This window comes from Micromonospora pallida (assembly GCF_900090325.1).
GTDB lineage: Bacteria > Actinomycetota > Actinomycetes > Mycobacteriales > Micromonosporaceae > Micromonospora > Micromonospora pallida.
The window spans coordinates 7099515-7123998 of the sequence record NZ_FMHW01000002.1 but is presented as its reverse complement, the minus strand read 5'-3'; the positions used below and the strand labels follow the sequence as shown (position 1 = coordinate 7123998).

The window sequence follows — 24484 nt, the reverse complement described above, 5'->3', positions numbered from 1 at the left end:
CGCCGACATCGGGCGGGCCTGCCCCAGCGGCATGTTCGAGGAGAACATCGTGTACTTCACCGACCGCGGTATCGAGGAGCTGGTCCAGCGGCGCGGAGAGGAGTCCGTGTCGGTCGAGTGGCTGGGCGAGCGGCTGCGCGACTTCGTCGACCTGAACCCGGAGTTCGAGACGCCGATCGAGCGGTTCGCCACCTGGCTGGCCCGGTTGGACGACGAGGACGACGACTGATCTCGCCAAGGGGGTGTCGACCCCGCGATTGACACCCAGCGTCACCGTCGGGTGCACTGGTAGGCAGCGACCACGGTCCGGTCCGTCCGGCCGGACCGTACGCCGCCCGAGCCAGGGAGGCGCAAGTGAGCCCCGAACCCCGCAAGCCGCCCCAGGACGCGGTCACCGTACGCCGGCTCCGGGTCGGCATCGGCTCCGTCGGTATCGCCCTGCCGATCGCGCTGATCGTCGGGTACGCCCTCGTCGCCGACCGGTTCGTCCTGCTCGGCTCGCTCAGCGGCTACTACCACAGCCCGCTGCGGGACGTCTTCGTCGGCGGGATGTGCGCGATCGGCGTCTTCCTGATCAGCTACCGGCACCGGCAACCCGACGACCTGATCAGCACGATCGCCGGGGTGTTGGCGATCGGGGTGGCACTGTTCCCGACCGCGACCGGTGACCCGACCGACACCGAACGGCTCGTCGGCGTGGTGCACCAGGTCTGCGCGGCGGTGCTGTTCCTGCTGCTCGCCGTCTTCTGCCTGGTCCTGTTCACCCGGTCCGACCCGACGGTCCGCCCCGACCCGGTGCCCGGGAACCGGTTCTACCGCACCTGCGGGTATCTGATCGTCGCGGCGATCGCGCTCGCCGTGGCCAGCAACGCCCTGCCCGACGACCTCCGCGACACGCTCCGGCCGGTGCTGTGGTGCGAGGCGGTGGCGGTGTTCGCCTTCGGCGCGGCGTGGCTGGCCCGCAGCGACGCGATCTTCCGGGCGGCCCAGCCGCCCCGGGAGGAGAGCAGCGCCGGCCGGGACCACGGACCCGGGCGTTGACCAGGCACGATCTTGTAACGTGAGGGCGTGGCGCGCAGTGTCTACCTCACCGGCGTGGGCGCGGGCGGCGGCAAGTCGACCATCGCGCTCGGGCTCGCCGAGCTTCTCTCCCGGCAGGTCGAGCGGATCGGCGCGTTCCGGCCCCTGGTGTCCGGCACCACGCCCGACCCGATCCTCACCCTGCTCGGCGACCGGTACCCGATCGACCTGCCGATGGCCGACCGGTACGGCACCACGTACGCGGAGGCGGCCACGCTGGTCGGCGAGGGCCGGCGGGAGGAGCTGATCGGCCGGATCGTCGAGCGGTACCGCGCGGTGGAGCGACGCTGCCCGGCCATGGTGGTGGTGGGCAGCGACTTCGACGACACCGGTGACCCGGGCAACCCCCGCGCGCTGGCCTTCAACGCCCGGCTGGCGACCGAGTTCGGCAGCGTGGTGGTGCCCGTGGTGGACGGCTTCGGGCAGGAGCCGGAGGCGGTCGCGGCGGCGGCGCGCGGGGCGTACCACGATCTGGCGGACCTGGGCGCGACGGTGCTGGCGGTGATCGCCAACCGGGTGTCCGGGCCGATGACGCTGCCGGAGCTGCCCGTCCCGGCGTACGCGATCCCGGAGGTGCCGACCGTGTCGGCGCCGACGGTGGCCGAGGTGGCGGCGGCGCTCGGCGCGACCCTGCTCGCCGGCGACGACGCCGCGCTCGGCCGGGACGTGCTCGACTACGTGGTCGGCGCGGCGCACGTGCCGACCGTGCTGGAGCACCTGACCGACGGCTGCCTGGTGATCACCCCCGGGGACCGGGACGACCTGCTGGTGGCGGCGAGCGCCGCGCACGTCGCCGGCCAGGTGTCGGTGGCCGGGTTGGTGCTCACCCTGGGCGCGCGGCCCGACCCCCGGGCGATGCGGGTCTTCGACGGCCTGAACACCGGGTTGGCGGTGCTGTCGGTGCCGACCGACAGCTACGACACCATCTCCGCGTCGAGCCGGATCCACGGCCGGCCCAGCCCGGCACACCCGCGCAAGGTGGAGGCCGCGCTCGGCGCGTTCGAGTCGCACGTGGACACCGTCGACCTGGCCCGCCGGCTGGCGGTCAGCCGCTCCGCGCGGGTCACCCCGCTGATGTTCGAGTACGACCTGATCGACCGGGCCCGGGCGCGGCGGCGACGGGTGGTGCTGCCCGAGGGGTCGGAGGAGCGGATCCTGCGGGCGGCGGAGGTGCTGCTGCGCCGGGGCGTGGCCGACCTGACCCTGCTGGGCCGCCCCGACGACATCGCCCGACGCACCCGTGAGCTGGGCATCGACGTCGGCGACGCGCAGGTGGTCGACCCAATCACCAGCGAGTGGCGGGACGAGTTCGCCGCCGGATACGCCAAGCTGCGGGCCCATCGGGGCATGACGGTCGAGTTGGCGCACGACGTGATGGCGCAGCCGAACTACTTCGGCACGATGATGGTGCAGGCCGGGCACGCCGACGGCATGGTCTCCGGGGCGACGCACACCACCGCCGCCACGATCCGCCCGGCCTTCGAGATCATCCGTACGCTGCCGGAGGTCTCGGTGGCTTCCAGCGTGTTCTTCATGCTGCTGGCCGACCGGGTGCTGGTCTACGGCGACTGCGCGGTCAACCCCGACCCGGACGCCGCCCAGCTCGCCGACATCGCGATCTCCTCGGCCGAGACCACCGCCCGGTTCGGCATCGAACCCCGGGTCGCCATGCTGTCCTACTCCACCGGTGGCTCCGGCGCGGGCGCAGACGTGGACAAGGTCGCGGCGGCCACCGAACTGGTCCGCCTGCGCCGGCCGGACCTGCTGGTCGAGGGGCCGATCCAGTACGACGCCGCGATCGACCCGCTGGTCGCTGCCACGAAGCTGCCGGGCAGCCCGGTGGCCGGACGCGCGACGGTGTTCGTCTTCCCGGACCTGAACACGGGCAACAACACGTACAAGGCGGTGCAGCGTTCGGCGGGCGCGGTCGCGGTCGGCCCGGTGATGCAGGGCCTCCGGCGGCCGGTGAACGACCTGTCCCGGGGCGCTACCGTCGCCGACATCGTCAACACGGTGGCGATCACCGCCATCCAGGCCGCCGGGGAGCCGTCGTGACCGATCGGGTGCTGGTGCTCAACTGCGGGTCGTCGTCGGTGAAGTACCGCCTCTACGCCGGGGACGCCGTCCTCGCCAAGGGCACCGTCGAGCGGATCGGCGAGCCCGGTGGTGGCCCCGCCGACCACACCGACGCCGTCCGGGCGGTGCTCGCCGGGCTGGACCTGACCGACCTGGTCGCGGTCGGGCACCGAGTGGTGCACGGCGGCCAGCGCTTCACCGAGCCGGTGCTGGTCGACGACGGGGTGCTCGCCGCGATCCGCGACCTGTTCCCGCTCGCCCCGCTGCACAACCCGGCGAACCTGGCCGGCATCGAGGTGGCCCGGCACCTGCTGCCGGAGACCCCGCAGGTCGCGGTCTTCGACACCGCGTTCCACCACACCCTGCCCGAGGCCGCCGCCACCTACGCGATCGACCGGGAGACCGCCCGGCGGTACGGCGTCCGCCGGTACGGCTTCCACGGCACCTCGCACGGGTACGTCTCCCGGCGCACCGCCGAACTGCTCGGCCGGGCGTACGAGGAGACCAACACCATCACCCTGCACCTGGGGAACGGGGCGAGCGTCTGCGCGGTGGCCGGCGGACGCAGCGTCGCCACCTCGATGGGCATGTCCCCACTGGAGGGCCTGGTGATGGGCACCCGCAGCGGTGACCTCGACCCGACGATCGTCTTCCACCTGCGCCGCGAGGGCGGTCTCGGCGTGGACGAGATCGACGACCTGCTCAACCACCGCAGCGGCCTGCTCGGACTGGCCGGGGCCAACGACATGCGGGAGGTACTCGCCCGCCGCGCCGACGGCGACGCGGCGGCGGTGCTCGCCTTCGACGTGTACTGCCGGCGGATCACCGGCTACGTGGGGGCGTACTACGCCCTGCTCGGGCGGGTCGACGCGGTCACCTTCACCGCCGGGGTGGGCGAGCACGCCGCGCCGGTCCGCGCCGCCGCGCTGGCCGGACTGGAGCGATTGGGGATCAGCGTCGACCCGGCCCGCAACGCCACCGGCGACGGGGACCGGATCATCTCGCCGGACGGTGCCGAGGTGGCGGTCTGCGTGGTCGGCACCGACGAGGAACGGGAGATCGCCCGCGCGGCCCGCGCCGTGGTCGCCGAAAGCTGAGCCGGCGGAGCGAGCCGGATACGCGGGGCGGGCCGGCCGATCGCCGGTTGCGCGGGCCGGCGGAGGTCGGCCGCCGGGCCGGCGGGGCGGTCAGCTCAGGGCGATCCAGAACGCCATGGCGAGCATGACCGCGGCCATCACGACCGCGACGGGCAGGGGCAGTCTCGACGGTTCCCGCACCGGATGGCCGGCCTGGGTGGCCAACTCCGGAGCGGGGACGAAGGCGCGGAACACCTCGCTGGTCCCGCTCGGGTCGACGTACTCGTCCGCCATGGTGACGACCCTAACGAAGCCGCGCCACCCCGGCCGGGCGAGCGCGCCGGGCGCCCACCCTGCGGACCGATGGTCGGGGCATCACGGGCCGATCGATGGTCCACCGGAGGGCCGGCGGGCGACGCGGGGCCGGTCGGCCCAACCGGGTCGGCGGGGTCGGGTCGGCCGGGTGGTGGGCGTACCCGGTCCGGAAGGCGGGACCGCGCCGCCCCGTCGCCACCTACCGTCGATTTATGAGGATGCCGCGCCTGCTCGTCGCGTTGCTGACGGCGCTGCTCGCCGGCTGCGGCCCGGCCACCGCCGCGACCGGGCTGAGCCCGTCGCCCCGCCCGGTCCCCCGGGAGGCGTACGCCGTCGGCGTGCGGACGCTCACCGTCGAGCCCGGGTCGGCCCGCCCGCTGCCCGTGACGGTCTGGTACCCGGCGGCCGGCCGGTCGGTCGCACCGGGCCGTTTCCCGTTGGTGCTGTACAGCCACGGACTGCACAGCCTGCCCGTGCTGCACGCCGAGGTGACCAGCCGGTGGGCGGCGGCGGGCTTCGTGGTGGCCGCGCCGGCGTACCCGCACACCAACCGCCGGTCGGCCCAGTTCGACCGGGCCGACGTCCGCAACCAGCCGGCGGACGCCTGGCGGGTGATCCGGCATCTGATCCGGTTGGACGGTCTCCGGGGCGATCCCCTCGCCGGGCACCTGGACACCGACCGGGTGGCCGCCGCCGGGCACTCCGCCGGAGGTTTCACCACCGCCGGCATGTTCACCTCGGGACACCCGGCCCGGCTGCGGGCGGGCATCGTCATCGCCGGGGGCGGCATGGCGGGCAGCTTCGCCGGCCCGCCGGCCACCCTGCTCTTCGTGCACGGCGAGGCCGATCGGATCGTGCCCTGGCACGTCGGCCGGGCCGGGTACGACCGCACGGACTGGCCCCGGGCCTTCCTGACCCTGCCCGGCCAGGGACACGGCGAGTACCTCACCCCCGGCCGTCCCGGGTTCGAACAGGTCATCGCCGCCACCACCGATCTGCTGCGCTGGCGGCTCTACGACGACCCGGCGGCCGGACGGCGAATCGCGACCGGCGCGCGGCTGCCCGGGGTGACCGCCTTCGAGGACCAGCTCGGCATCTCCCGCTGAGCCGCCCGACCGGCACGACCTCCCGACTGGCACGGCCTTCGTCGCTGAGCCGCCCGACCGGGGTCGGCTTTCGTCGCTGAGCCGCCCGACCGGGTCGGCCCGGGGGCGCGAGGCACAATCGAGGGCATGCCCCGCCGTCGTACCCCTGCACTGGTCGTCGCCGCGCTGCTCACGGTGGGCCTGGCCGCGTGCTCGACGGAGGCCGCCCCGGCCGTCTGGTCCCCGCCGGCCGAGCCGTCGCCGTCCGCCACGCCCACTGCCGCCGGGATCCCGCCGGGGCAGGCACCGGAGGAGGCGTTCGCGGTCGGGGTACGCCAGCTCCGGGTCAACCGGGACGGTGACCGGCCCCTGCCGGTGACCCTCTGGTATCCGGCCAGGGGCGAGGCCGGTGGGGCGGCGGAACGGTCGGCCCCGGTCGCCGGGGGCCGGTTCCCCGTGGTCGTGTTCAGCCACGGCCTCAACGCCCGCCCGACCGACTACGCCACCCTGCTCACCCGGTGGGCGGCGGCGGGCTTCGTGGTGGCCGCGCCGACCTTCCCGAACACCAGCCGGGGCGCCGCCCAGGTCAACCCGCTCGACGTGCTGAACCAGCCGGCCGACGTGTCGTACGTGCTGACCGAGGTGCTGGCGCTCGACCAGCGGGCGGGCGACCCGCTGCGCGGGCGGCTGGCAACCGACCGGGTGGCCGCCACCGGGCACTCGGCCGGCGGGGTGACCACCATCGGCCTGTTCACCCTCGGCCGCGACGAGCGGCTCGACGCCGGGGTGGTCCTCGCCGGCACCGCGCTCGGCGTGGGCAGCACGTTCGCCGGCACCGCCGCCCCGCAGCTCTTCGTGCACGGCGAACTCGACGAGGTGGTCGACTACTCCTCCGGCAAGGACGCCTACGACCGGGTGCCCTGGCCCAAGGCGATGCTGAGCCTGCCGCAGGGCGACCACGGGCGGGCCCTGCTCACCGACCGCGCGTCCCTGCGGGTCGTCTCGGACACCACCGTCGACTTCCTCCGCTGGAGCCTCTACGGCGACCAGGCGGCCAAGCGCCGACTGCCGGCGAACGCGACCCGGGGCGGCCTCGCCACCCTCGACAACCGCCTCTGAGGGCGTTCCCGGTGCCCCGGCTCGGGGCGGCCGGGGCGCTGCCACACGGAGTGGTGCTCGTACGTGTGAGGTGGTAGCAGGGGACCCTTGTTACCGCTTTTTGCGGAGGAAGGGTCCCCTGCTACCAACCCAGCCGGCGAGGTCAGCGGTTGTGGTCGACGACGACCTTGCCGAAGACGTCACCGGAGTGCAGCCGGGCGAACGCCTCCGACACCTGGCTGAACGGGTGCACGCTGTCGACGACCGGCCGCACGTCGCGCTCGGCGCAGAAGGCGAGCAGCTGCGCCAGGTCGTCCCGGGTGCCCATCGAGGTACCGAGGATCTGCAACTGCATGGCGAAGATCCGGCGCAGGTTGACCTTCGGCTCGTGCCCAGCGGTCGCCCCGGAGACGACGATCCGGGCCATCGGCGCAGCCGACTTCAGGGAGTGGTCGAAGGTGGCCGCGCCGACCGTCTCGACGACCACGTCGACCCGCTCCGGCAGCCGGGCTCCCGGCGGCACGGCGGTCGCGCCCAGCGCAGCGATCCGCTCGCGCTTGGCCTCGTCCCGACTGGTCGCGTAGACCCGCTTGCCCATCGCCAGGGCGAGCGCCACGGCCGCCGTGGCGACCCCGCCGCCGGCGCCCTGCACGAGCACCGCCTCGCCCTCGTCGACCCGCCCCATGGTCGTGAGCATCCGCCAGGCGGTGAGCCAGGCGGTGGGCAGGCAGGCGGCGTCGGTGGCGGAGAGCTTGTCGGGCAGCGGCAGCAGGTTCGACCGGGGTACGGCCACCCGCTCGGCGAGGGTGCCCTGGGCGTGCTCGGAGAGGAGGGAGGTGCCGCGCGGGTCGCCCGGGTCGGGGATCACCGGGTAGACGACGACCTCGTTGCCGTCCGGGTCGATGCCCACCGCGTCGCAGCCGAGGATCATCGGCAGCCGGTCCTCGCCCAGGCCGACGCCGCGAAGCGACCAGAGGTCGTGGTGGTTGAGCGAGCTGGCCACGACCTGGACGGTCACCCAGTCGTCGGCCCAGTGGGTCGGTTCGGGCTGCTCTCCCACGGTGAGCGCGGCGAGCGGGTCGGCGTCGTCGAAACGGGAGGCGAAGGCGGCACGCATGATCGGCACGGTAACAAGGATGGCGGTGCCGCGCAGCCCCCCAACCCGTGACGCTGAGCAGTCACCTCACTCCGCCGCGTCGAACGACGGTCGCCCCGTTTCACCCACCTCGTCCAACTTTCCGGCGGGGTCCCTCCCGGTCGGACGACGGTAGGGACCCCTTCGGACTTCGCGACGGGCCAGGCGCGGCCTCCCGGCGGGGTCAGGCGCGGGCAACGCCGTCGACGCGGGCCGCCTCGGCGACCGCCTCGGCTACGGCGGGGGCGACCCGGGGGTCGAGCGGGGAGGGCACGATCGCGTCCGCGGTCAACGTCTCACTGACCACCCCGGCGATCGCGTCGGCCGCCGCCACCTTCATGTTCTCGGTGATCCGGGTGGCCCGGGCATCCAGCGCGCCCCGGAACACGCCGGGGAAGGCGAGCACGTTGTTGATCTGGTTGGGGTAGTCGCTCCGGCCGGTGGCGACCACCTCGACGTGCCGGGCGGCCACCTCGGGGTGCACCTCCGGGGTGGGGTTGGCCAGGGCGAAGACGATGCCACCGGAGGCCATCCCGGCGACCGCCGCCTCCGGGATCTGACCGCCGGAGACGCCGATCAGGACGTCGGCGTCGCGCAGCGCCTCGGTGATGTCCCCACGCCGGCCGGCAGCGTTGGTGATGGCGGCCAACTCGGCCTTGGTCGCGGTGAGATCGGTGCGGTCCCGGCCGATGATGCCCCGCGAGTCGCAGACCACCACGTCGTCCGGGTTGACGCCGCCGGCGATCAGCATCTTGGTCACCGCGATGCCGGCCGCGCCCGCACCGCTGACCGCGACCCGCAGGTCACCGAGCTTGCGGTTGAGCAGGCGGGCGGCGTTACGCAGGGCGGCGAGCACGACGATGGCGGTGCCGTGCTGGTCGTCGTGGAAGACCGGGATGCCGAGGGCCTCGTCGAGGCGGCGTTCGATCTCGAAGCAGCGCGGCGCGCTGATGTCCTCCAGGTTGATCCCCCCGAACGACGGGGCGAGCGCGGTCACCGCCGCGACGATCTCGTCCGTGTCCTGTGTGTCCAGGCAGATCGGCACGGCGTCCACACCGCCGAACTGCTTGAACAGCACCGCCTTGCCCTCCATCACCGGCATCGCGGCGCGGGGCCCGATGTTGCCCAGGCCGAGCACGGCCGAGCCGTCGGTCACCACCGCGACTGTGTGCGACACCCAGGTGTAGTCGTCCACCAGGGCGGGGTCGGCGGCGATAGCCTCGCAGACCCGGGCCACCCCGGGGGTGTAGGCGAGGGAGAGGTCCTCGCGACTCGTCAGCGGCACCGTCGAGGCGACGGCCATCTTGCCGCCGGCGTGCAGCCGGAAGACGGGATCAGCGGGATCCACAGAAGACGATGACATGGTGACTCCAGGATCTGTCGAGGCAGATGGACCGGCCAACCGGGCCACGTGGTCAGCGGCAGCGGGCAGCGCGCGGTACGGGGGTCACCCGGACACTGCCCGAGCATAGTGTCCGACGCGAACCTCGAATGTGAGTAGGGTCATAACCGTCGCGCACTGAACCGTCGAGGTCGCGGCCAGTAGCGGGCCACCACCCGTCCCCGCACGTCGGCCACGCCGTGGACGCGGGAGTCGTCGGTGACGAGTTCGTTGTCGCCCCGTACCCACCAGCCGCCGTCAGCCGGACGGACCGCGCGCTTGACGACCAGCAGGTCCGGACGGCTACGGAAGACCGCGACCACGATGTCGCCCGGCCGGACGGCGCGGCCGCCGCACCGGACCAGCAACGCGTCGCCGTGCCGCAGCGTCGGGGCCATGGAGGGCCCGGTCACCAGTACGGCGGTGAGCGGTCCCCGCAGCCCGGGAGTTCCCGTGCCACCAGCGGTCACCGGGTTTCACCTCCGCGCCGTCGGGGAGCATCTCCAGGAGTAATGTCATCTCGGATCATCGCAAACGTCTCATGGAGGATCCCGATGCGTCTTCCTCGCATCTTCACGCCGCGCGTGATTGTCAGTGCCCACTGCGACCTGCCGTGCGGCGTCTACGACCCGGCCCAGGCCCGGATCGAGGCCGAGTCGGTCAAGGCGATCTGCGAGAAGTACCAGGCGAACACCGACCCGGAGTTCCGCACCCGCGCCCTGATCATCAAGGAGCAGCGCGCCGAGCTGGTCAAGCACCACCTCTGGGTGCTGTGGACGGACTACTTCAAGGCCCCGCACTTCGAGAAGTACCCGAACCTGCACACGCTGTTCAACGAGGCCACCAAGCTGGCCGGCGCCACCGGTGCCAAGGGCACCGTCGAGCCGGCCAAGGCCGACGAGCTGCTCCAGAAGATCGACGAGATCGCCAAGATCTTCTGGGAGACCAAGCAGGCGTGACCTCCGGCGCTGCCGCACCGAGGATCCGGCCGGTACGTCCCGCGGACGTACCGGCCGTCGTCGCCATGGTGCACGAGTTGGCCGAGTACGAGCGGGCCGCCGACCAGTGCCACCTGACCGTCGGGCAACTCGACGCGGCGCTGTTCGGTCCGGAGCCGGCTCTCTTCGGTGACGTGGCGGTCGACGAGACGGACCAGCCACTCGCGTTCGCCCTCTGGCTGCTCAACTTCTCCACCTGGGCGGGCACCCACGGCATCCACCTGGAGGACCTCTACGTCCGGCCGTCCGCCCGGGGCACCGGGGTGGGTCGGCGGCTGCTGGCGACCCTCGCCGCGCGCTGCGTCGAGCGGGGCTACCGGCGACTGGAGTGGATGATGCTCGACTGGAATCCGGCCGCGGGCTTCTACCGCGCGATCGACGCCAGCACGATCGACGACTGGGTGCCGTACCGGCTGGACGGGGCCGCGTTGCGGCGGCTCGCGGCGGAGGCCGCCGCTGACGAAGCGGCACCGGGCTCGACCGGGTAGAGTCCGCGACCGGGGGGATGAGCGTGACTCAACTGACCGGGCGGACGACGGCCGACGAGGACGTCGTACACCTCACCGTGCCCGCCGACGGCGGCTACCTCAGCGTGCTGCGGACCGCGACCGCGGGCCTCGCCGCGCGGCTCCAGTTCGCCCTCGACGAGATCGAGGACCTGCGGATCGCGGTCGACGAGGCCTGCGCCATGCTGCTCGCGATCGCCACCCGCGACGCCGAGTTGGAGTGTTCCTTCGCGGTCACCGAAGACGCGCTGACCGTCGAGGTGACCGTGCCCACGGTCCGGGGCGCGAAGCTGCCCGCCGAGTCCTCCTTCGCCTGGAAGGTGCTCACCGCGCTGACCACGGCCGCCGCCGCGACCGCCGCCGACGGCCGGGCGACCATCTCCCTGCTCACCCGTCGCGCCGCACACTGATTCCGCACGCCCCCGGCAGCAACGTCTCCACCCGCCGCGCCGCACACTGATCCCACGCGCCCCCGGCGGTGACGTCTCCACCCGCCGCGCCGCACACTGATCCCACGCGCCCCCGGCGGTGACGTCTCCACTCACCCGCCGCCCCGCCTGTCCCGTGCCCGGCGATGGCCGCCGTGGCCGTCCCAGGGTCAGTGCGGCAGACCGAGCGCCCGGGTGCTGGCCGGGGCGAGCAAAAGCGCGCACACCCCCACCCCGAGGACCATCAGCGGCACCCCGAGCCAGCCCAACCCGCCCTGGATCATGTACCAACCGACCGGCAGAAGCATGAGCTGGAGGACGATCGCGGGGGCCCGGGCGCCGGCCCGGCGGCGGGCCAGCGCGGTGCCGAGCGCCCAGAGCGCCAATGCGCCACCGGCCGCGAAGACGGTGATCAGCACAGCCGAGGCGAGGTCGAACGCGTCCGCGGTCAGGTTCTCGTAAGCCAGCCAGACGGCGACCAGCCCGAGGGCGACCGCCTCTCCCCACAGCAGACGGGCGGCCCAACTCAGCGTGGTGGGCAGCGGGTCCGAGTCGATCGTCACGGCGACACGATACCCGCGCGGCAGCGCGGTACAGTCCGGCCATGCGGGCCGTCCTGGTAGTCAATCCGAAGGCCACCACCACCAGCGAACGCAGCCGGGACGTGCTGGTCCGGGCGTTGCGCAGTGAGGTGGACCTCTCGGTGCGGTACACCCGACGCCGGGGGCACGCCACGGACCTGGCCCGGGAGGCGGCCGAGGAGGGCGTCGACCTGGTCGTCACTCTCGGTGGCGACGGCACGGTCAACGAGGTGGTCAACGGGCTGATGACCGCGGAGCCGCCGACCGTCACCGGCGGCACGTCCGCCGACCGGCTGCCCGCGCTCGCCACGGTGCCGGGCGGTTCTACCAACGTCTTCGCGCGGGCACTGGGTCTGCCCCGGGAATGGGCGGAGGGCACCAGCATGATCCTGGAAGGGCTCCGACTGGGCCGCTCCCGGACGATCGGGCTCGGCCGCGCCGACGACCGGTACTTCACCTTCTGCGCCGGCTTCGGGCTGGACGCGGCGGTCGTGCATCGCGTGGAAATGGCACGGAAGCGGGGCCGGGTTTCCACTCCCGCGCTATATCTGCGCGCCACGGTGAATCAGTACTTCCTCGCCTCCGACCGACGGCATCCGTCGATCCGACTGGAGCGTCCGGGGACGGAGTCAGAAGATGAGTTGGCGACGGTGATCATCCAGAACACCGCGCCGTGGACGTATCTCGGCGAGCGGGAGATCAACCCGAACCCGGACGCCTCATTCGACCTTGGTCTTGACGTCATGGCACTTCGTCAGCTAAAGGTGGCGAGTACGTCACGGACGGTCACTCAGATGTTCTCCCGCCAGCCGGACCCCCGGGGTCGACAGGTGCTCCGGCTCCATGACGTGGCCGAGTTCACCTTGGTCGCGAGCCGTCCGCAGGCGTTCCAACTCGATGGGGACTACCTTGGACAGCGGGAAAAAGTTAGATTCACATCCGCACCAGCCGCACTGAGAGTAATCTGCTGAGTCTGGGGTAACACCCTTGGCTGACGGTGGTGGCGACGCGCCGGAGGGTGAGGTGCCGGATATGCCTGCAATGTCGCGCGGACTGTACTATATTGATTCCCGGCTACGGGCGGCATCGCCGGGGCGGTTCGGGAAACCGGACAAATGGGTCGTGAGCCTGCTCACCTCCTAGAAGTTTTTCGGAGCGTCACCCTTGACATTCCAGTAGTTCGTGAAAGTATTCACAAGCGGACTTGAGTTACCGGGACATTGCGGGGATATGCTCGACATGTTGAGCCTCTCCACGTCGCCCCAGAGCCAACAGCCTGCTCACGCAATGCTGATTTGATGAACGCGAACCGTCACCATCGGCACTGCGGATGCATTTAGGAAAACGAAGCAAGAACTGCCACCCATCCAGAATGAGGAGTGTTGCCGCCATGGACTGGCGCCACCATGCTGCCTGCCGCGACGAGGACCCGGAGCTGTTCTTCCCGATCGGGACGTCCGGTCCGGCTCTGCTGCAGGTCGAGCAGGCCAAGGCCGTCTGCCGGCGTTGCTCCGTGACCGACGGGTGCCTGAAGTGGGCACTGGAGTCCGGTCAGGACGCCGGCGTCTGGGGTGGAATGAGCGAGGAGGAGCGTCGCGCCGTGAAGCGTCGCGGTGGCCTCCGCGTGCTGCGCGCTCACTCCGCCTCCTGACCACACACCACCGAACGCCCCGCCAGCCCACCCTGGCGGGGCGCTTCACTTCCCCACCCCCTAATTCAGCACGTTGATCAAGAAGCTGGCGTCAGGAATCCGCACCGGACCTGACGCCAGCTTCTTGATCAGCCGCTGAAAGCGTGGAGACGGCGGAGGATCAGGTGGGCCAGGTCGGGGGTGTCGGTCAGGGGGGCCGAGACGGCCACCGCGCTGGCCTCGCGGGCTGCCGTCGTGACTGCGTCGTGGAACAGGCCCGGGGCCAGGAAGTACGCCGACACCGCCACCCGTCGGGCCCCGTCGGCCCGGAACCGGGCCACTGCCGTACCGGTGGTCGGCGCGGCGGCCGAGGCGTACGCCACCCGACAGGGCACGCCGTAGCTCGCTCCGAGCGCAGCGGCGACCCGCCCCACCGAGGCCCGTGCGCCCGGATCCCGGGTACCCGCCGCCGCCAGCACCAGCGCGTCGAACCGCCCCGGCTCCGCCTCGGCCAGCCGCTGCCGCAGCCCGGCCAGCAGGAGGGGGTCCACCCGCTCCCCGACGGGGCCGAGCACATCGGTGACCCGTACCGCCATCGCGCGGCCGACGGCACCGGCCTCCGCCACCGCGGCCGGGATGTCCACCCGGCGGTGGTACGCGGCGGTCAACAGCAACGGCACCAGTACCGCCCGGGCGTGCCCGGCCTCGGCCAGCCCACACAGCACCTCGGCCGGGGTGGGCGCGGTGTGGTCCAGCCAGCTCGGCAGGACCACCGTGCCGGGACGGGCAGCGGCGACGGCCCGGGCCAGCGCCCGGGTCGCTGCGGCAGCCCGCGGATCCCGGCTGCCGTGGGCGACCAGGACCACCGGATCGGCCCCGGACACCGGCCCCCGAAACGCCGGCAGGCGCCCGGGTACCAGCACCGGGGACGCCGGTGCCGGCACCAGCGGGCTCAGGTGTGCAGTCCGCACTCGGTCTTCTCGAACATCGCCCAGCGGCCGGCGCGCGGGTCCTCCCCCGCCTTCGTCCGCCGGGTGCAGGGCCAGCAGCCGACCGAGCCGTAGCCCTGCCGGAACAGTTCGTTGACCGGCACCCGGTGCCGGGCGACATAGCCGTCCACGTCCGCTTGCGTCCAGGCCGCGATGGGGTTGACCTTCACCTTGCCGCGCCGCTCGTCGTACCCGACCACCGGGGTGTTCGCCCGGGTGGGCGACTCGTCCCGGCGCAGCCCGGCCGCCCAGGCGTCGTAGTCGCCCAGCGCGCGCTCCAGCGGCTCCACCTTGCGCAGCCGGCAGCACTCGTCCGGCGACTTGTTGAACAGCCGGGGACCGTACTCGCCGTCCTGCTGGCCGACGGTCAACCGGGGACGGATCGACCGGACGTTCACCGGCAGCGTACGGACCACCTCGTCGCGAACCCGCAGCGTCTCGGGGAAGTGCAGCCCGGTGTCGAGGAAGACCACGTCCACCCCGGGAGCCACCCGGGAGACCAGGTGGGCCAGGACGGCGTCCGCCATCGAACTGGTGACGCAGAGCCGGTCGCCGAAGGTCTCCGCCGCCCAGCGGACGATCTCCAGGGCGGGCGCACCCTCCAGTTCCCGGCCGGCCCGGGTGGCCAACTCGCGGAGTTCCTCGGGACCACGCCGGCCCGACCCGGCCGGAACGGTGTGGCCGGTGCCGACCAGTCCGAGCCCGGCCGCCGACACCAGGCCGCTCATCGTGTCACCGCCTCGGCCACCGGCCCGGAACCCGCCTCTTCCACCGGCCCGGACACCGCCCGGGAGAGCAGACCGGTGAACTTCACCGCGAAGACCCGGAGGCAGGCGTGGCACTCCCACGCGCCGTGCCCGGTCTCGTTGGGCCGCAGGTCCTCCTCGCCGCAGTACGGGCAGTACAGCGGCACCGATCGGGTTTCACTCATCGGAGTTCCTCCTCGTCGACCCGGATCACCCAGTTGGCGAACGTCTCACCTTCGGTCCGGCCGGCCAGGTACCGCCGGGCCACCCGCTCCACGTACTCGGGCAGTTCCTCGGCGGTGGTCTTCAGGCCCCGCAGCTTGCGGCCGAACCCGGCGGTCTGCCCCTGCGCCATGCCGAGCCCACCGCCCAGGTGCACCTGGAAGCCCTCGACCTGCCGGCCGTCCGGGCCGACCACGAGCTGCCCCTTCAGGCCGATGTCGGCGACCTGGGTACGGGCGCAGGCGTTCGGGCAGCCGTTGATGTGGATGGAGATGTCCGCGTCGAAGCCGCGCAGCCGCTCCTCCAGCCGGGCCACCAGCTCCTCGCCCCGGGCCTTGGTCTCGACGATCGCGAGCTTGCAGTACTCGATGCCGGTGCAGGCCATCGTGCCGCGCCGCCAGGCCGACGGATGGGCCTCCAGGCCGATCCCGCGCAGCGCCGCCACCAGCGAGTCGGTCCGCTCCGGCGCCACGTCCAGCACCAGCAGCTTCTGGTACGCGGTGAGCCGCACCCGGTCGCTGCCGTGCGCCTCGACCACGTCGGCGAGCTGGGCGAGCTGGGTGCCGGAGACCCGTCCGACCACCGGGGCGGCCCCGACGTAGTACCGGCCGTCGGCCTGCTCGTGCACGCCGATGTGGTCCACCGGCTTGGCCGGGAGCTGCGGAGCGGGGCCGTCCAGCAGGGCCCGGCCGAGGTACTCCTTCTCCAGCACCTCGCGGAACTTCTCCACGCCCCAGTCGGCCACCAGGAACTTCAGCCGCGCCCGGTTACGCAGCCGGCGGTAGCCGTAGTCGCGGAAGATGCCCACCACACCGGCCCAGACGTCGGGCACCTCGGCCAGCGGCACCCAGACCCCGAGCCGCTTGGCGAGCATCGGGTTGGTGGAGAGCCCACCGCCGACCCAGAGGTCGAAGCCGGGGCCGTGGTCGGGGTGCTCGACGCCGAGGAAGGCGATGTCGTTGGCCTCGTACGGGGTGTCGACCAGCCAGGAGATCGAGGACTTGAACTTGCGGGGCAGGTTGGCGTACTGCTTGTCGCCGACGTACCGGCGGACGATCTCGTCAAGCGCCGGGGTCGGGTCGAGCACCTCGTCCTTCGCCACCCCGGCGACCGGGCTGCCGAGGACGATCCGGGGACAGTCCCCGCACGCCTCGGTGGTCTGCAGGCCGACCGACTCCAGCCGTCGCCAGATCTCCGGCATGTCCTCGACCCGGATCCAGTGGTACTGGATGTTCTGCCGGTCGGTGATGTCGGCGGTGTCCCGGGCGAACTCCCGGGAGATGTCCGCGACCACCCGGAGCTGCGCCAGGCTGAGCTGCCCGCCGTCGACCCGCACCCGGAGCATGAAGAACTCGTCCTCCAGCTCGTGCGGCTCCAGCACGGCAGTCCGTCCGCCGTCGATGCCGGCCTTGCGCTGCGTGTAGAGGCCCCACCAACGGAACCGGCCGCGCAGGTCCTGCGGGTCGATCGAGGCGAACCCCCGGTGCGCGTAGATGTTCTCGATCCGGGCGCGGACGTTGAGCGGATCGTCGTCCTTCTTCATCCGCTCGTTGGGGTTGAGCGGCTCGCGGTGTCCGAGCGCCCACTGCCCCTCACCCCGAGGCCGGCGGGGAGCCCGGGCGGCGACTGCCGCCGGGCGCTCGGGCCGAGCCGGGGTGCTGTTGACGGCCATCGCGGCGTCCTCCGTTGTCTGGGTGGTCGCCTCGGTATGCGCGCGGGACGCGGCGGCTCGCCCGGGGTGCCGGGCGGAAAGACAACGGTGTCGTGGAGCCGGCGCGGATGCGCGCCCGAGACGGATGGGTCGGGCGTCGTCAGTAGGCCGGACAGATGGCGCTGCGAACGCGACCGTAGTCGACGTGGCGGCGGGCCACGAAGCGGCGCTCGACAGCGGCGGTCATGTCGACCATGCTGCCACACCTGCGAGAACCCGGCCAAGGTCCTGGTGCGCCATCCCACATCACGGGCCACCTCGGAACATGCGCGCCGGACGGCCCGGGGTGATCGACCTGTCCCGATCACTCCACGGGCGGGGCGCGGCCCGTGCGACGCTTCGGGGGTGGTCGGTGGATCCGACGTACCGGGCGGCGGGTGGCGGGAGCGGGTACGGCGCGCCGCTGGCCCGTTCCGGACACGCGAATCTCCGCGGAACGGCCGCCCGGTGTGGCTCTGGCCGACGGCGCTGACCCTCGTCGTCACCGCCACCGGCGTCGGGCACGCCCAGCCGTGGCGGGACGAGTTGGCCACCTGGAGCGCCGCCACCCGGCCGCTGCCCGACCTGGCCCGGCTGGCGGCCACCGTCGACGCCACGCTCGCCCCGTACTACCTGCTCATGCACGGCTGGGTGGCGGTCTTCGGCGACTCGCCACCGGCGCTGCGGGCCCCCGCTGTGCTGGCCATGACCGGGGCGGCCGGCCTCACCGCCGTCCTCGGGGAACGGCTCTTCGGCGACCGGGCCGGCCGGCTGGCGGGCTTGCTGTTCGCCGTGCTGCCGAGCACCTCCCGGTACGGGCAGGAGGCCCGGCCGTACGCGCTCGCCACGCTGCTCGCGGTCGCCGCGACCGTACTGCTGGTGGCGGCGCTGCGCCGGCCGGGCCGGGGCCGCTGGGCGGCGTACGCCGGGGCGGTGGCCGCCCTCGGCCTGACACACCTGGCCGCGCTGACTCTGCTCGCCGCCCACGCCCTGGCGGTACGCGGCGGGGGCCCGGCAGTGGGCGGGGGCCCGGCAGTACGCAGCGGGCCAGTGTTGCCCGCTGGGCCGGTGTTGCGCGGTGGCTTGGGAGTGCGCGGTGGGGCGGCGTGGCGTTGGTTGCTCGCCCTGCTGCCGGCGGCGGTGCTGCTGGCCCCGCTGGCGCTACTCGCCCGGGGGCAGCAGTCCCGCCAGTTGAGCTGGGTGGACCGTTCCCGCCTCGGTGACCTGGCCGGACTGCCCGGTTCGCTCACCGCCAGTGCGGTGGTGGGTGGACTGCTGGTCGGACTGGCCGTGCTCGGCGCCGCCCGTACCGGTCCAGTCGCCGACCGCGCCGGACCTCCTCGTACCGGCCCGGTCGCCGTCCGTACCGGACCTCGTACCGACCCGGTCGCCGCCGGCGCCCAGGAGCACGCGAACCCTCGTACCGACCCGGTCGGCTGTCCGGGGCGGTGGGGATGGCTCATGCTGGCGGCGGTGGCGGCACCGGTCGCGCTGCTCTTCGTCGCCGGGTTGGTGACCTCCGTCTGGGTGCCGCGCTACCTGGTCTTCACCACACCGTTCCTCTGCCTGCCGGCCGGGGCCCTACTCGCCTCGGTACGTCTGCCGCCCGCCCTGGCGGTGGTCGGCCTCGCCGCCGTCCTCGGCGCGCCGGCCCAGCTCGACCTGCGGCGTACCCACGACTGGCCGCGCTCCGCCCCGGTGGACTACCGGGCGGCGGCCCGCGTCGTCGCCGCCGGACAGCGCCCCGGCGACGCGGTCGTCTACGGGTCCCGGGACGGTTTCCTCTTCCTCGACCTCGGCCTGGCGTACCACCTGGGCGACGAGCGTCCCCGCGACGTGCTGGCGGTGCGGGACCCGCGCCGGGCCGGCGACCTGCGGGCGGTGGAGTGCGACCGGCCGGTCCACTGCCTGGCGGGGGTGGACCGGGTGTGGCTGGTGGTGGCCGGCCACCGGGCCGATCCGGTGGCCGCGCTGTCCCCGGCGAAGCGGGCGGCGCTCGACGCCTTCTCCCCCACCGACCGTTGGACGGTGCCAGGCGTCACCCTCGTTCTGCTCACCCAGCCGGGCTGAGGTGGTTGCAGGGGTGGTTGCAGGGGACCCCTGCTCCTCAAAAAGCGGTAGGAAGGGTCCCCTGCAACCACCTCAGCAGCAGCCGCGCAACCACCTCAGCGTGAACGGGGGCCAGCGAGGGGGACGACCAGCACCGCCTCGGTGCCGCCACCGGCCCGGTTGCGCAACTCGATGCTGCCCCGCAACTCCCCGGTAGCCAGGGCGCGGACGATCTGCAGGCCCAGGTTGCCACCGCGTTCGGCGTCGAAATCGGCGGGCAGCCCCCGACCGTTGTCGGCGACGGTGACGTGCAGTTGCTTGCGGAACCGGTGCGCGGAGACCACCACCTCGGCCGCCACAGGACCAGCGGCGGAGCCGGTGGGCGCCTCGGCGGAGCCGGTAGCGGGACCGGCGGCACCAAGCGACCCAGTGGCACCAAACGCCCCAGCGGCACCGGACGCTTCGGCGGCGCCGGACGCTTCGGCGGCGCCGGACGCTTCGGCGGCGCCGGACGCTTCGGCGGCGCCGGACGCTTCGACGGTGGGAGGGACCTCGGGGGCGGTGTCGCTGGGTGGGAAGCCGTGCTCCACCGCGTTGAGCAGCAGTTCGTTGAGGATCATCACCAGCGAGGTGGCGATCTCGGCGGGGAGCACGCCGAAGCTCCCCTCCCGACGCATCCGCACCGGGGTGTCGGTCGCCGCGACCTCGGCCGCCGCGCTGGCCACCCGGTCGACGATCCCGTCGAACTCCACCGCCTCGTCGCTGGACATGGAGAGGGTCTCGTGCACCAGCGCGATCGAGGCGACCCGGCGTACCGACTCCTCCAGCGCGGCCTTCGCGGCCGGGATGCCGACCCGGCGGGCCTGGAGTCGCAGCAGGGCCGCCACGGTCTGGAGGTTGTTCTTCACCCGGTGGTGGATCTCCCGGATGGTGGCGTCCTTGGTGATCAACGCGCGGTCCCGGCGACGGACCTCGGTGATGTCCCGCACCAGCACCAACGCGCCGATCGGCACCCCGGCCGGCATCAGCGGCAGTGCCCGGGTGAGCATGGTCGCGCCCCGGGCGTCGATCTCGCGGCGCGGCGGGGCCTCGCCGCGCAGGGCGGCGAGGATGCCGTTGGCCGCGTCGGTGCCCTCCAGCGGGTCGGTGGCGAGCCTGCGGTGCAGCGCCGCCAGGTCCTCGCCGACCAGGTGGGAGGCGGACCCGAGCCGCCGGTACGCCGACTGCGCGTTCGGGCTGGCGTAGGTGACCTTCCCGCTGGCGTCGAGGCGCACCAGCCCGTCGCCGACGCGGGGCGCGGAGGTCGTCTCGCCCTGGTGCCGGGGCGGTGGAAAGGTGCCGTCGGCGAGCATCTGCGCCAGGTCGTCGGCGGTGGTCAGGTAGTTCAGTTCGAGCTGGCTGGGGGTACGGGCGGTGGAGAGGTTGGTGTCCCGCCCCACCACGGCGATCACCTCGCCGGCCTCGCCGTCGGCGGTGCGCAGCCGCACCGGGATCGCCTCGTGCCGGGCCGGAACGTCGCCGTACCAGACCGGGTCGCCCTCCCGCCAGATCCGGCCCTCGCTGTACGCGATGGTCAGGTGTGCCACCTCCGGTCCGCCGACGATCCGTCCCACCTGGTCGTCCAGGTACGCGGTCGGGGCGGTCGTCGGGCGTACCTGGGCGACGCAGAGGAAGCTCTCGTCACCGTCGACCGGCACCCAGAGCAGCAGGTCGGCGAAGGAGAGGTCGGACAGGAGCTGCCAGTCACCGGCGATCCGGTGCAGGTGGTCGACGTCGGCCGGACGGAGCTGGGTGTGCTCGTCGGCGAGTTCGCGCAGCGTGGACACCCCAGAAGCGTGCCACGCCGAGCGGCCCGTCGCCCGGCCGGCCGTCGTCCGGGGGCCGCCGGTCACATCGTCGTGGTGACCTTCTTCAGGCCGCGCGGGGCGTCCGGGTCCTCGCCCCGGGCGAGCGCCAGGCTGAGCGCGAGCCGCTGCAACGGCAGGATGTCGAGCAGCGGCGCGTACCGCTCGTCGACCTCGGGCACGACCATCCGGGTGGCCCCCTCGACGTCGGCGGAGCCGACCACCACCACGTCGGCACGGCGTTCGCCGAGCCGGGGCAGCACCTCGCGCATGGCGCGCCCGCCGGGGCCGGAGCCGACCACGGCCAGCACCGGCACGTCCGGGTCGGTCATCGCCAGCGGACCGTGCAGCAGGTCGGCCCCGGAGAAGGCCAGCGCCGGCAGGTACGAAGTCTCCATCAGTTTCAGCGCCGCCTCCCGGGCGGTCGGGTAGGCGTACCCCCGGCCGGTGGTGACCAGGCGCGCGGCGAACCGGTAACGGGCGGCGAGCTGGGCCGGGGTGGGGTCGGCCAGGGTACGCGCGGCGAGGTCGGGCAGGGCGTCGAGCGCCGCGCGCTCGTCGGCCGGCAGCGTGCCGTCGCCGGCGCGGATCCCCTCGACCAGCAGCAGCAGCGCCAGCAGCTCGGCGGTGTACGTCTTGGTGGCGGCGACCGCCCGCTCGTGCCCGGCGGCGATGTCCACGCTCAGCTCGGCGGCCCCGGCCAGCGGAGACTGTGGCGCGTTGGTGACCGCGAGGGTGAGCGCCCCGGCGGCGCGGGCCACCCGGATCACCTCGACCAGGTCGGGTGAGCCGCCGCTCTGGCTGACCCCGACGACGAGGGCGTCGGAGAGATCGGGCCGGGCGCCGAAGACGGTGATCGTGCTCGGCGAGGCGAGGCCGGCGGGGATACCGAGGCGAATCTCGGTGAGGTACGCGGCGTAGAGCGCGGCGTGGTCGGAGGTGCCGCGCGCGGTGAACACCACGTGCCGGGGGCGGCGTCGGGCGACCGCCTCGGCCACCCGGGCGATCGGCCCGGTGTGCTCGGCGGAGAGCAGGCGCGCGTAGCCGGCCGGCTGCTCCTCGATGTCGGCGGTCATGCCAGCCCCCGGAACGGTCACCGGAACCTCCTCCTTCTGCGCGTTACCGCGCGCTTCATGCTCAGTCTTGCATCTTTTGCTCTGTCAGGGCAACGCAACGAGCAGGAACGCGCAAGGGGGGTCACAGGAGGTCCGTCAACCCCTACGCTGACCGCACACCCCAGAAACACACCGAGTGAAAGGTCACCGTGTCCGAGGGAGAGGACGACCCCCACCTTTCCGCCGAGGGCGAACTCGCCCTGGCCCGACTCGCGCTGGCCCAGGGCGACCTGCGGCACGCCGCCGGTCACGTCGCGGGCGCCATCGCGTACGCCCCGACCATGCCCGAGGTGCACGAGACCCTGGCCCGGATCGCCGCGGTCAGCGACGGCGGCATCGACCTCTTCCCCCTCGAACAGCACGTCTTCGTCGGGGCCGTGGTCGCCCGCGCGCACCTGCTCGCCGCCGCTGGCCGCCCCGGCGAGGGGCTGGAACTGCTCGCCGCCGCCACCGGCCACGCGCCACAGGCCGACTGGGCCGGCGTGCCCTGGGTCACCGCGCCCGAGCTGGCCGAACGACTCGACCCGGAGCGGAGCGCACGGATCCTCATGCAGGTCTGCGCGGCCGTGCCCGACCCGGTGCCGAAGGCCGCCCGGACGCCGCTGCGGCCGTACCTCACACTGGCCCGGCACGCCGTCACCGCGCACCCCGAGCACGGCCTGCTGCTGGGCGCGGCGTCCGCGCTGGCCCGCCGAGTCAGCGAGATCGAGCTGGCGATCCAATGGGCCAGCCGGGGGGTCCGCGCGCAGCCGTCCAAGCTGGGCGAGGTCTGGCTCGGGTACGCGTACCGCAGCGCCGGCCGCACCCGCGAGGCGCTCGCCGCGCTCGGCCGCGCCGTCGACCACGACCCCGACGACCTCGCGGTCTACGCGGACATCGCCGGCACCCTGGCCGACAACGGTCGCCTGGACGAGGCGCTGACCTGGATCGACCGGGCGCTGGCCCGGGACCCGACCTTCGACTGCGCGGTGCACACCGCCCACCGGCTGCGCCACCAGCGGGACGGCCGGGTCGGTCACCTGGTGGCGCTCGCCGACTTCGCCCGGGACCACCTCGACGACTCCCACGAGCACGGCGACCTCGCCGAGTGCTGCCGGGGCCGGCCCTGGCTCGGGCAGCTCACCCCGGCCGGCGGGCCGGCGGTGGAAGCCCTGCGCCGGCTCACCGCCACCGACCGGACCGCCGAGGGGCCGCCCCTGCGGCTGCCCGCCCCGCCCCCGCCGAGCGCACTGCGGACCCTCGCCGTGGCCCGGCCCGGGCTGCGGGTACTGACCGCCGGGGTGACCGGACCCGATCCCCGCCTGCCCCGACGGGCCGGGGTACGACCGCTGTGGCGCTACTCCGGCGACGGCGTCGTACCCCTGGTGTCGACGCCGTCGGCCGAGGCGGTGGAACGGATCCGGCAGCTCGCCCACCCGGCCTGGCCACATCCCCCGGCCGCGTACGACGCTGCGGTCGGGCTGGCCACCCTGGATGGCAGCGACCTGCTCGGCCTGCTGGCGCACCCACCGACCGCCCCGCCCACCGCGCTCGGCCGGGTGCTCGGCCAGGATCCGGCGCTCTGGGTGCGCTGCGTGCAGGTCTGGACCTGCCTGGGGCTGCTGCACCACCGCACCGACGAGCCGTGGCCCGACTCCGCCCGCCGTCGGATGCTGCTCGACCTGGTCTGGGGAGTGGAGGACTGGACCACCGAGGCCGCCCTGTTCGCGCTGGTCACCGCCGCCTGGGTCGACCCCTCGGTACGCCCCGACGTCGCCGGGGTGGTGGCCGCGCGACTCGCCGACGCGGTCGCCGTGGGCCGGGATCGTCCGGTGCCCATCCTCGTCTCCCTGGCCCACCTGGCGCTCGCCACGCCCGACCTGGACGAGGCCAGCACCCTGCTGGCCTGGCAGGCTGCCGGCGTTCCGCCGAGGAGGGGCCGGCTGCGCCGGCTCTGGGAACGACTCGCCCGGCCTTTCCGCCGCTGACACGACAGCCGGTCGGCGTGGTGCCGACCGGCTGTCGTGGCGCGAGGACGATGTCCGTCAGTTGAAGTTGTAGCAGTAGAGCTGGACGGTCGCGCTGTAGTAGTACTGCGAGATCTGCTGGACGTTGCTGTACGTGACCCGGCAGTCCAGGAACGAGTTGAACCCAGCCAGTTCCGCCTTCCACTCGGCGTCGTCCTGCGCCCACATGAGGGCCAGCGAGGAGGTGGAGCTCGACCCGTAACCGGTGTACCAACCGCTCGCGTTCGTGCCCTCGCTGGCGGCGGATGCCGGGGCGGCGCCGGCCAGCAGCGAGGCCGTGAACGCCCCGGCGACGGCGGTGGCCGCGAGGGCCTTGCGGAAGGTGCGCATGGCAGCTCCGTTCTGCTCGGTGGTTGGCTGCGCCGATCCTGCCATTCCCATCGACGTCAATCAACTTATGTAGAGAAACAAGTCGATGGGATTACCACGGTGTT

24 protein-coding genes and 2 pseudogenes are annotated in these 24484 nt (G+C 73.4%); 13 read left to right on the top strand and 13 right to left on the bottom strand.

Annotated elements, in window-relative coordinates; genetic code table 11:
• The first annotated feature begins 31 nt into the window (after positions 1–31).
• The 4 genes from GA0074692_RS30615 to GA0074692_RS30600 all read left to right on the top strand — a co-directional run bounded on the left by GA0074692_RS30615 (position 32) and on the right by GA0074692_RS30600 (position 4253).
• On the top strand, positions 32–229 hold the full coding sequence (locus tag GA0074692_RS30615) for a DUF6104 family protein (protein WP_176738630.1): 198 nt from the start codon (positions 32–34) through the stop codon (positions 227–229).
• A 125-nt stretch (positions 230–354) separates the two neighbouring features.
• A complete protein-coding gene (locus GA0074692_RS30610; RefSeq protein ID WP_091650970.1) occupies positions 355–1041 on the top strand; it encodes a hypothetical protein in 687 nt (228 codons plus the stop codon).
• A 27-nt stretch (positions 1042–1068) separates the two neighbouring features.
• Positions 1069–3135, top strand: coding sequence for a phosphate acetyltransferase (gene pta, locus GA0074692_RS30605; RefSeq protein ID WP_091650969.1), 2067 nt, complete (start codon positions 1069–1071; stop codon positions 3133–3135).
• Positions 3132–4253: an acetate/propionate family kinase gene (locus tag GA0074692_RS30600; protein ID WP_091650965.1), complete on the top strand. Its 1122-nt coding sequence runs from the start codon at positions 3132–3134 to the stop codon at positions 4251–4253. Before pta ends, GA0074692_RS30600 begins: the two co-directional genes overlap by 4 nt.
• Positions 4254–4343: 90 nt before the next feature.
• Here the strand turns inward: GA0074692_RS30600 and GA0074692_RS30595 are convergent, their stop codons facing one another.
• Positions 4344–4526 (bottom strand): hypothetical protein, encoded by a 183-nt coding sequence (locus tag GA0074692_RS30595; RefSeq protein WP_091650960.1) that lies wholly within the window; start codon positions 4524–4526, stop codon positions 4344–4346.
• Positions 4527–4759: 233 nt separating this feature from the next.
• Here GA0074692_RS30595 and GA0074692_RS30590 point away from each other — a divergent pair, with 233 nt between their 5' ends.
• Together GA0074692_RS30590 and GA0074692_RS30585 are read left to right on the top strand one after the other, a co-directional pair.
• Positions 4760–5653, top strand: coding sequence for an alpha/beta hydrolase family protein (locus GA0074692_RS30590; RefSeq protein ID WP_091650957.1), 894 nt, complete (start codon positions 4760–4762; stop codon positions 5651–5653).
• A gap of 126 nt (positions 5654–5779) precedes the next feature.
• Positions 5780–6751, top strand: a complete 972-nt coding sequence (locus GA0074692_RS30585) for an alpha/beta hydrolase family protein (RefSeq protein ID WP_091650953.1) — start codon at positions 5780–5782, stop codon at positions 6749–6751.
• Between the two features lie 142 nt (positions 6752–6893).
• Here GA0074692_RS30585 and GA0074692_RS30580 read toward each other — a convergent pair whose 3' ends face one another.
• The 3 genes from GA0074692_RS30580 to GA0074692_RS30570 all read right to left on the bottom strand — a co-directional run bounded on the left by GA0074692_RS30580 (position 6894) and on the right by GA0074692_RS30570 (position 9716).
• Complete coding sequence (locus GA0074692_RS30580; RefSeq protein ID WP_176738629.1) at positions 6894–7856, bottom strand: zinc-binding dehydrogenase; 963 nt, start codon at positions 7854–7856, stop codon at positions 6894–6896.
• A 193-nt stretch (positions 7857–8049) separates the two neighbouring features.
• Positions 8050–9228, bottom strand: coding sequence for an NAD(P)-dependent malic enzyme (locus GA0074692_RS30575; RefSeq protein ID WP_091650945.1), 1179 nt, complete (start codon positions 9226–9228; stop codon positions 8050–8052).
• 140 nt (positions 9229–9368) lie between these two features.
• Entirely contained in the window at positions 9369–9716 is a 348-nt protein-coding gene (locus tag GA0074692_RS30570) for a S24/S26 family peptidase (protein ID WP_091650940.1), read from the bottom strand.
• 84 nt (positions 9717–9800) lie between these two features.
• On the opposite strand from GA0074692_RS30570, the gene sodN reads away from it, so the two are divergent.
• From sodN to GA0074692_RS30555, 3 genes are read left to right on the top strand one after another with little or no spacing between them, the layout of a single operon-like run.
• On the top strand, positions 9801–10205 hold the full coding sequence (sodN, locus tag GA0074692_RS30565) for a superoxide dismutase, Ni (protein WP_091650936.1): 405 nt from the start codon (positions 9801–9803) through the stop codon (positions 10203–10205).
• Entirely contained in the window at positions 10202–10732 is a 531-nt protein-coding gene (locus tag GA0074692_RS30560; RefSeq protein ID WP_245730531.1) for a GNAT family N-acetyltransferase, read from the top strand. The genes sodN and GA0074692_RS30560 overlap by 4 nt, the downstream gene beginning before the upstream one ends.
• 23 nt (positions 10733–10755) lie before the next feature.
• Entirely contained in the window at positions 10756–11160 is a 405-nt protein-coding gene (locus tag GA0074692_RS30555) for an ATP-binding protein (protein WP_091654344.1), read from the top strand.
• A gap of 188 nt (positions 11161–11348) precedes the next feature.
• On the opposite strand, the gene GA0074692_RS30550 is transcribed toward GA0074692_RS30555, so the two are convergent.
• A complete protein-coding gene (locus tag GA0074692_RS30550) occupies positions 11349–11741 on the bottom strand; it encodes a hypothetical protein (protein WP_091650933.1) in 393 nt (130 codons plus the stop codon).
• Between the two features lie 41 nt (positions 11742–11782).
• Here GA0074692_RS30550 and GA0074692_RS30545 point away from each other — a divergent pair, with 41 nt between their 5' ends.
• Together GA0074692_RS30545 and GA0074692_RS30540 are read left to right on the top strand one after the other, a co-directional pair.
• Positions 11783–12730, top strand: a complete 948-nt coding sequence (locus tag GA0074692_RS30545; RefSeq protein ID WP_091650931.1) for a diacylglycerol/lipid kinase family protein — start codon at positions 11783–11785, stop codon at positions 12728–12730.
• A 419-nt stretch (positions 12731–13149) separates the two neighbouring features.
• Entirely contained in the window at positions 13150–13410 is a 261-nt protein-coding gene (locus GA0074692_RS30540) for a WhiB family transcriptional regulator (RefSeq protein WP_091650927.1), read from the top strand.
• Positions 13411–13538: 128 nt separating this feature from the next.
• Here the strand turns inward: GA0074692_RS30540 and GA0074692_RS30535 are convergent, their stop codons facing one another.
• Genes GA0074692_RS30535 through GA0074692_RS30520 form a run of 4 tightly spaced genes read right to left on the bottom strand, consistent with a single transcriptional unit; the run spans position 13539 to position 17018 of the window.
• Positions 13539–14309, bottom strand: a complete 771-nt coding sequence (locus GA0074692_RS30535; RefSeq protein ID WP_425413410.1) for a sirohydrochlorin chelatase — start codon at positions 14307–14309, stop codon at positions 13539–13541.
• 32 nt (positions 14310–14341) lie between these two features.
• A complete protein-coding gene (locus GA0074692_RS30530; RefSeq protein ID WP_091650925.1) occupies positions 14342–15106 on the bottom strand; it encodes a phosphoadenylyl-sulfate reductase in 765 nt (254 codons plus the stop codon).
• Positions 15103–15309, bottom strand: coding sequence for a hypothetical protein (locus GA0074692_RS30525; protein WP_091650922.1), 207 nt, complete (start codon positions 15307–15309; stop codon positions 15103–15105). The genes GA0074692_RS30530 and GA0074692_RS30525 overlap by 4 nt, the downstream gene beginning before the upstream one ends.
• Positions 15306–17018, bottom strand: coding sequence for a nitrite/sulfite reductase (locus GA0074692_RS30520; protein WP_091650919.1), 1713 nt, complete (start codon positions 17016–17018; stop codon positions 15306–15308). Before GA0074692_RS30520 ends, GA0074692_RS30525 begins: the two co-directional genes overlap by 4 nt.
• A 486-nt stretch (positions 17019–17504) precedes the next feature.
• Between GA0074692_RS30520 and GA0074692_RS30515 the strand changes: the two genes are divergently transcribed.
• Positions 17505–19106: a glycosyltransferase family 39 protein gene (locus GA0074692_RS30515; protein WP_245730529.1), complete on the top strand. Its 1602-nt coding sequence runs from the start codon at positions 17505–17507 to the stop codon at positions 19104–19106.
• 95 nt (positions 19107–19201) lie between these two features.
• Here GA0074692_RS30515 and GA0074692_RS36785 read toward each other — a convergent pair.
• From GA0074692_RS36785 to GA0074692_RS30505, 3 genes and pseudogenes are all read right to left on the bottom strand, one after another.
• A pseudogene (locus tag GA0074692_RS36785) lies at positions 19202–19438 on the bottom strand (ATP-binding protein); the annotation flags it as partial.
• Positions 19439–19525: 87 nt separating this feature from the next.
• A pseudogene (locus GA0074692_RS30510) lies at positions 19526–20911 on the bottom strand (histidine kinase N-terminal domain-containing protein); the annotation flags it as partial.
• Between the two features lie 62 nt (positions 20912–20973).
• Entirely contained in the window at positions 20974–22005 is a 1032-nt protein-coding gene (locus tag GA0074692_RS30505; RefSeq protein ID WP_091650912.1) for an SIS domain-containing protein, read from the bottom strand.
• 188 nt (positions 22006–22193) lie between these two features.
• Here GA0074692_RS30505 and GA0074692_RS30500 point away from each other — a divergent pair, with 188 nt between their 5' ends.
• Positions 22194–24011, top strand: coding sequence for a tetratricopeptide repeat protein (locus tag GA0074692_RS30500; protein WP_245730527.1), 1818 nt, complete (start codon positions 22194–22196; stop codon positions 24009–24011).
• A gap of 57 nt (positions 24012–24068) precedes the next feature.
• On the opposite strand, the gene GA0074692_RS30495 is transcribed toward GA0074692_RS30500, so the two are convergent.
• The gene (locus GA0074692_RS30495; RefSeq protein WP_091650909.1) at positions 24069–24380 is read right to left on the bottom strand and encodes a hypothetical protein; all 312 of its coding nucleotides are present in this window, start codon (positions 24378–24380) and stop codon (positions 24069–24071) included.
• Positions 24381–24484 lie beyond the last annotated feature (104 nt).

Bases quoted from the DNA above. Each gene is read 5' to 3' on its own strand.
- GA0074692_RS30615 (WP_176738630.1), top strand. From the start codon at position 32: ATGTTCGAGGAGAACATCGTGTACTTCACCGACCGCGGTATCGAGGAG.
- GA0074692_RS30595 (WP_091650960.1), bottom strand. From the start codon at position 4,526: ATGGCGGACGAGTACGTCGACCCGAGCGGGACCAGCGAGGTGTTCCGC.
- GA0074692_RS30590 (WP_091650957.1), top strand. From the start codon at position 4,760: ATGAGGATGCCGCGCCTGCTCGTCGCGTTGCTGACGGCGCTGCTCGCC.
- GA0074692_RS30585 (WP_091650953.1), top strand. From the start codon at position 5,780: ATGCCCCGCCGTCGTACCCCTGCACTGGTCGTCGCCGCGCTGCTCACG.
- GA0074692_RS30575 (WP_091650945.1), bottom strand. From the start codon at position 9,228: ATGTCATCGTCTTCTGTGGATCCCGCTGATCCCGTCTTCCGGCTGCAC.
- sodN (WP_091650936.1), top strand. From the start codon at position 9,801: ATGCGTCTTCCTCGCATCTTCACGCCGCGCGTGATTGTCAGTGCCCAC.
- GA0074692_RS30545 (WP_091650931.1), top strand. From the start codon at position 11,783: ATGCGGGCCGTCCTGGTAGTCAATCCGAAGGCCACCACCACCAGCGAA.
- GA0074692_RS30540 (WP_091650927.1), top strand. From the start codon at position 13,150: ATGGACTGGCGCCACCATGCTGCCTGCCGCGACGAGGACCCGGAGCTG.
- GA0074692_RS30530 (WP_091650925.1), bottom strand. From the start codon at position 15,106: ATGAGCGGCCTGGTGTCGGCGGCCGGGCTCGGACTGGTCGGCACCGGC.
- GA0074692_RS30525 (WP_091650922.1), bottom strand. From the start codon at position 15,309: ATGAGTGAAACCCGATCGGTGCCGCTGTACTGCCCGTACTGCGGCGAG.
- GA0074692_RS30520 (WP_091650919.1), bottom strand. From the start codon at position 17,018: ATGGCCGTCAACAGCACCCCGGCTCGGCCCGAGCGCCCGGCGGCAGTC.
- GA0074692_RS30505 (WP_091650912.1), bottom strand. From the start codon at position 22,005: ATGACCGCCGACATCGAGGAGCAGCCGGCCGGCTACGCGCGCCTGCTC.
- GA0074692_RS30495 (WP_091650909.1), bottom strand. From the start codon at position 24,380: ATGCGCACCTTCCGCAAGGCCCTCGCGGCCACCGCCGTCGCCGGGGCG.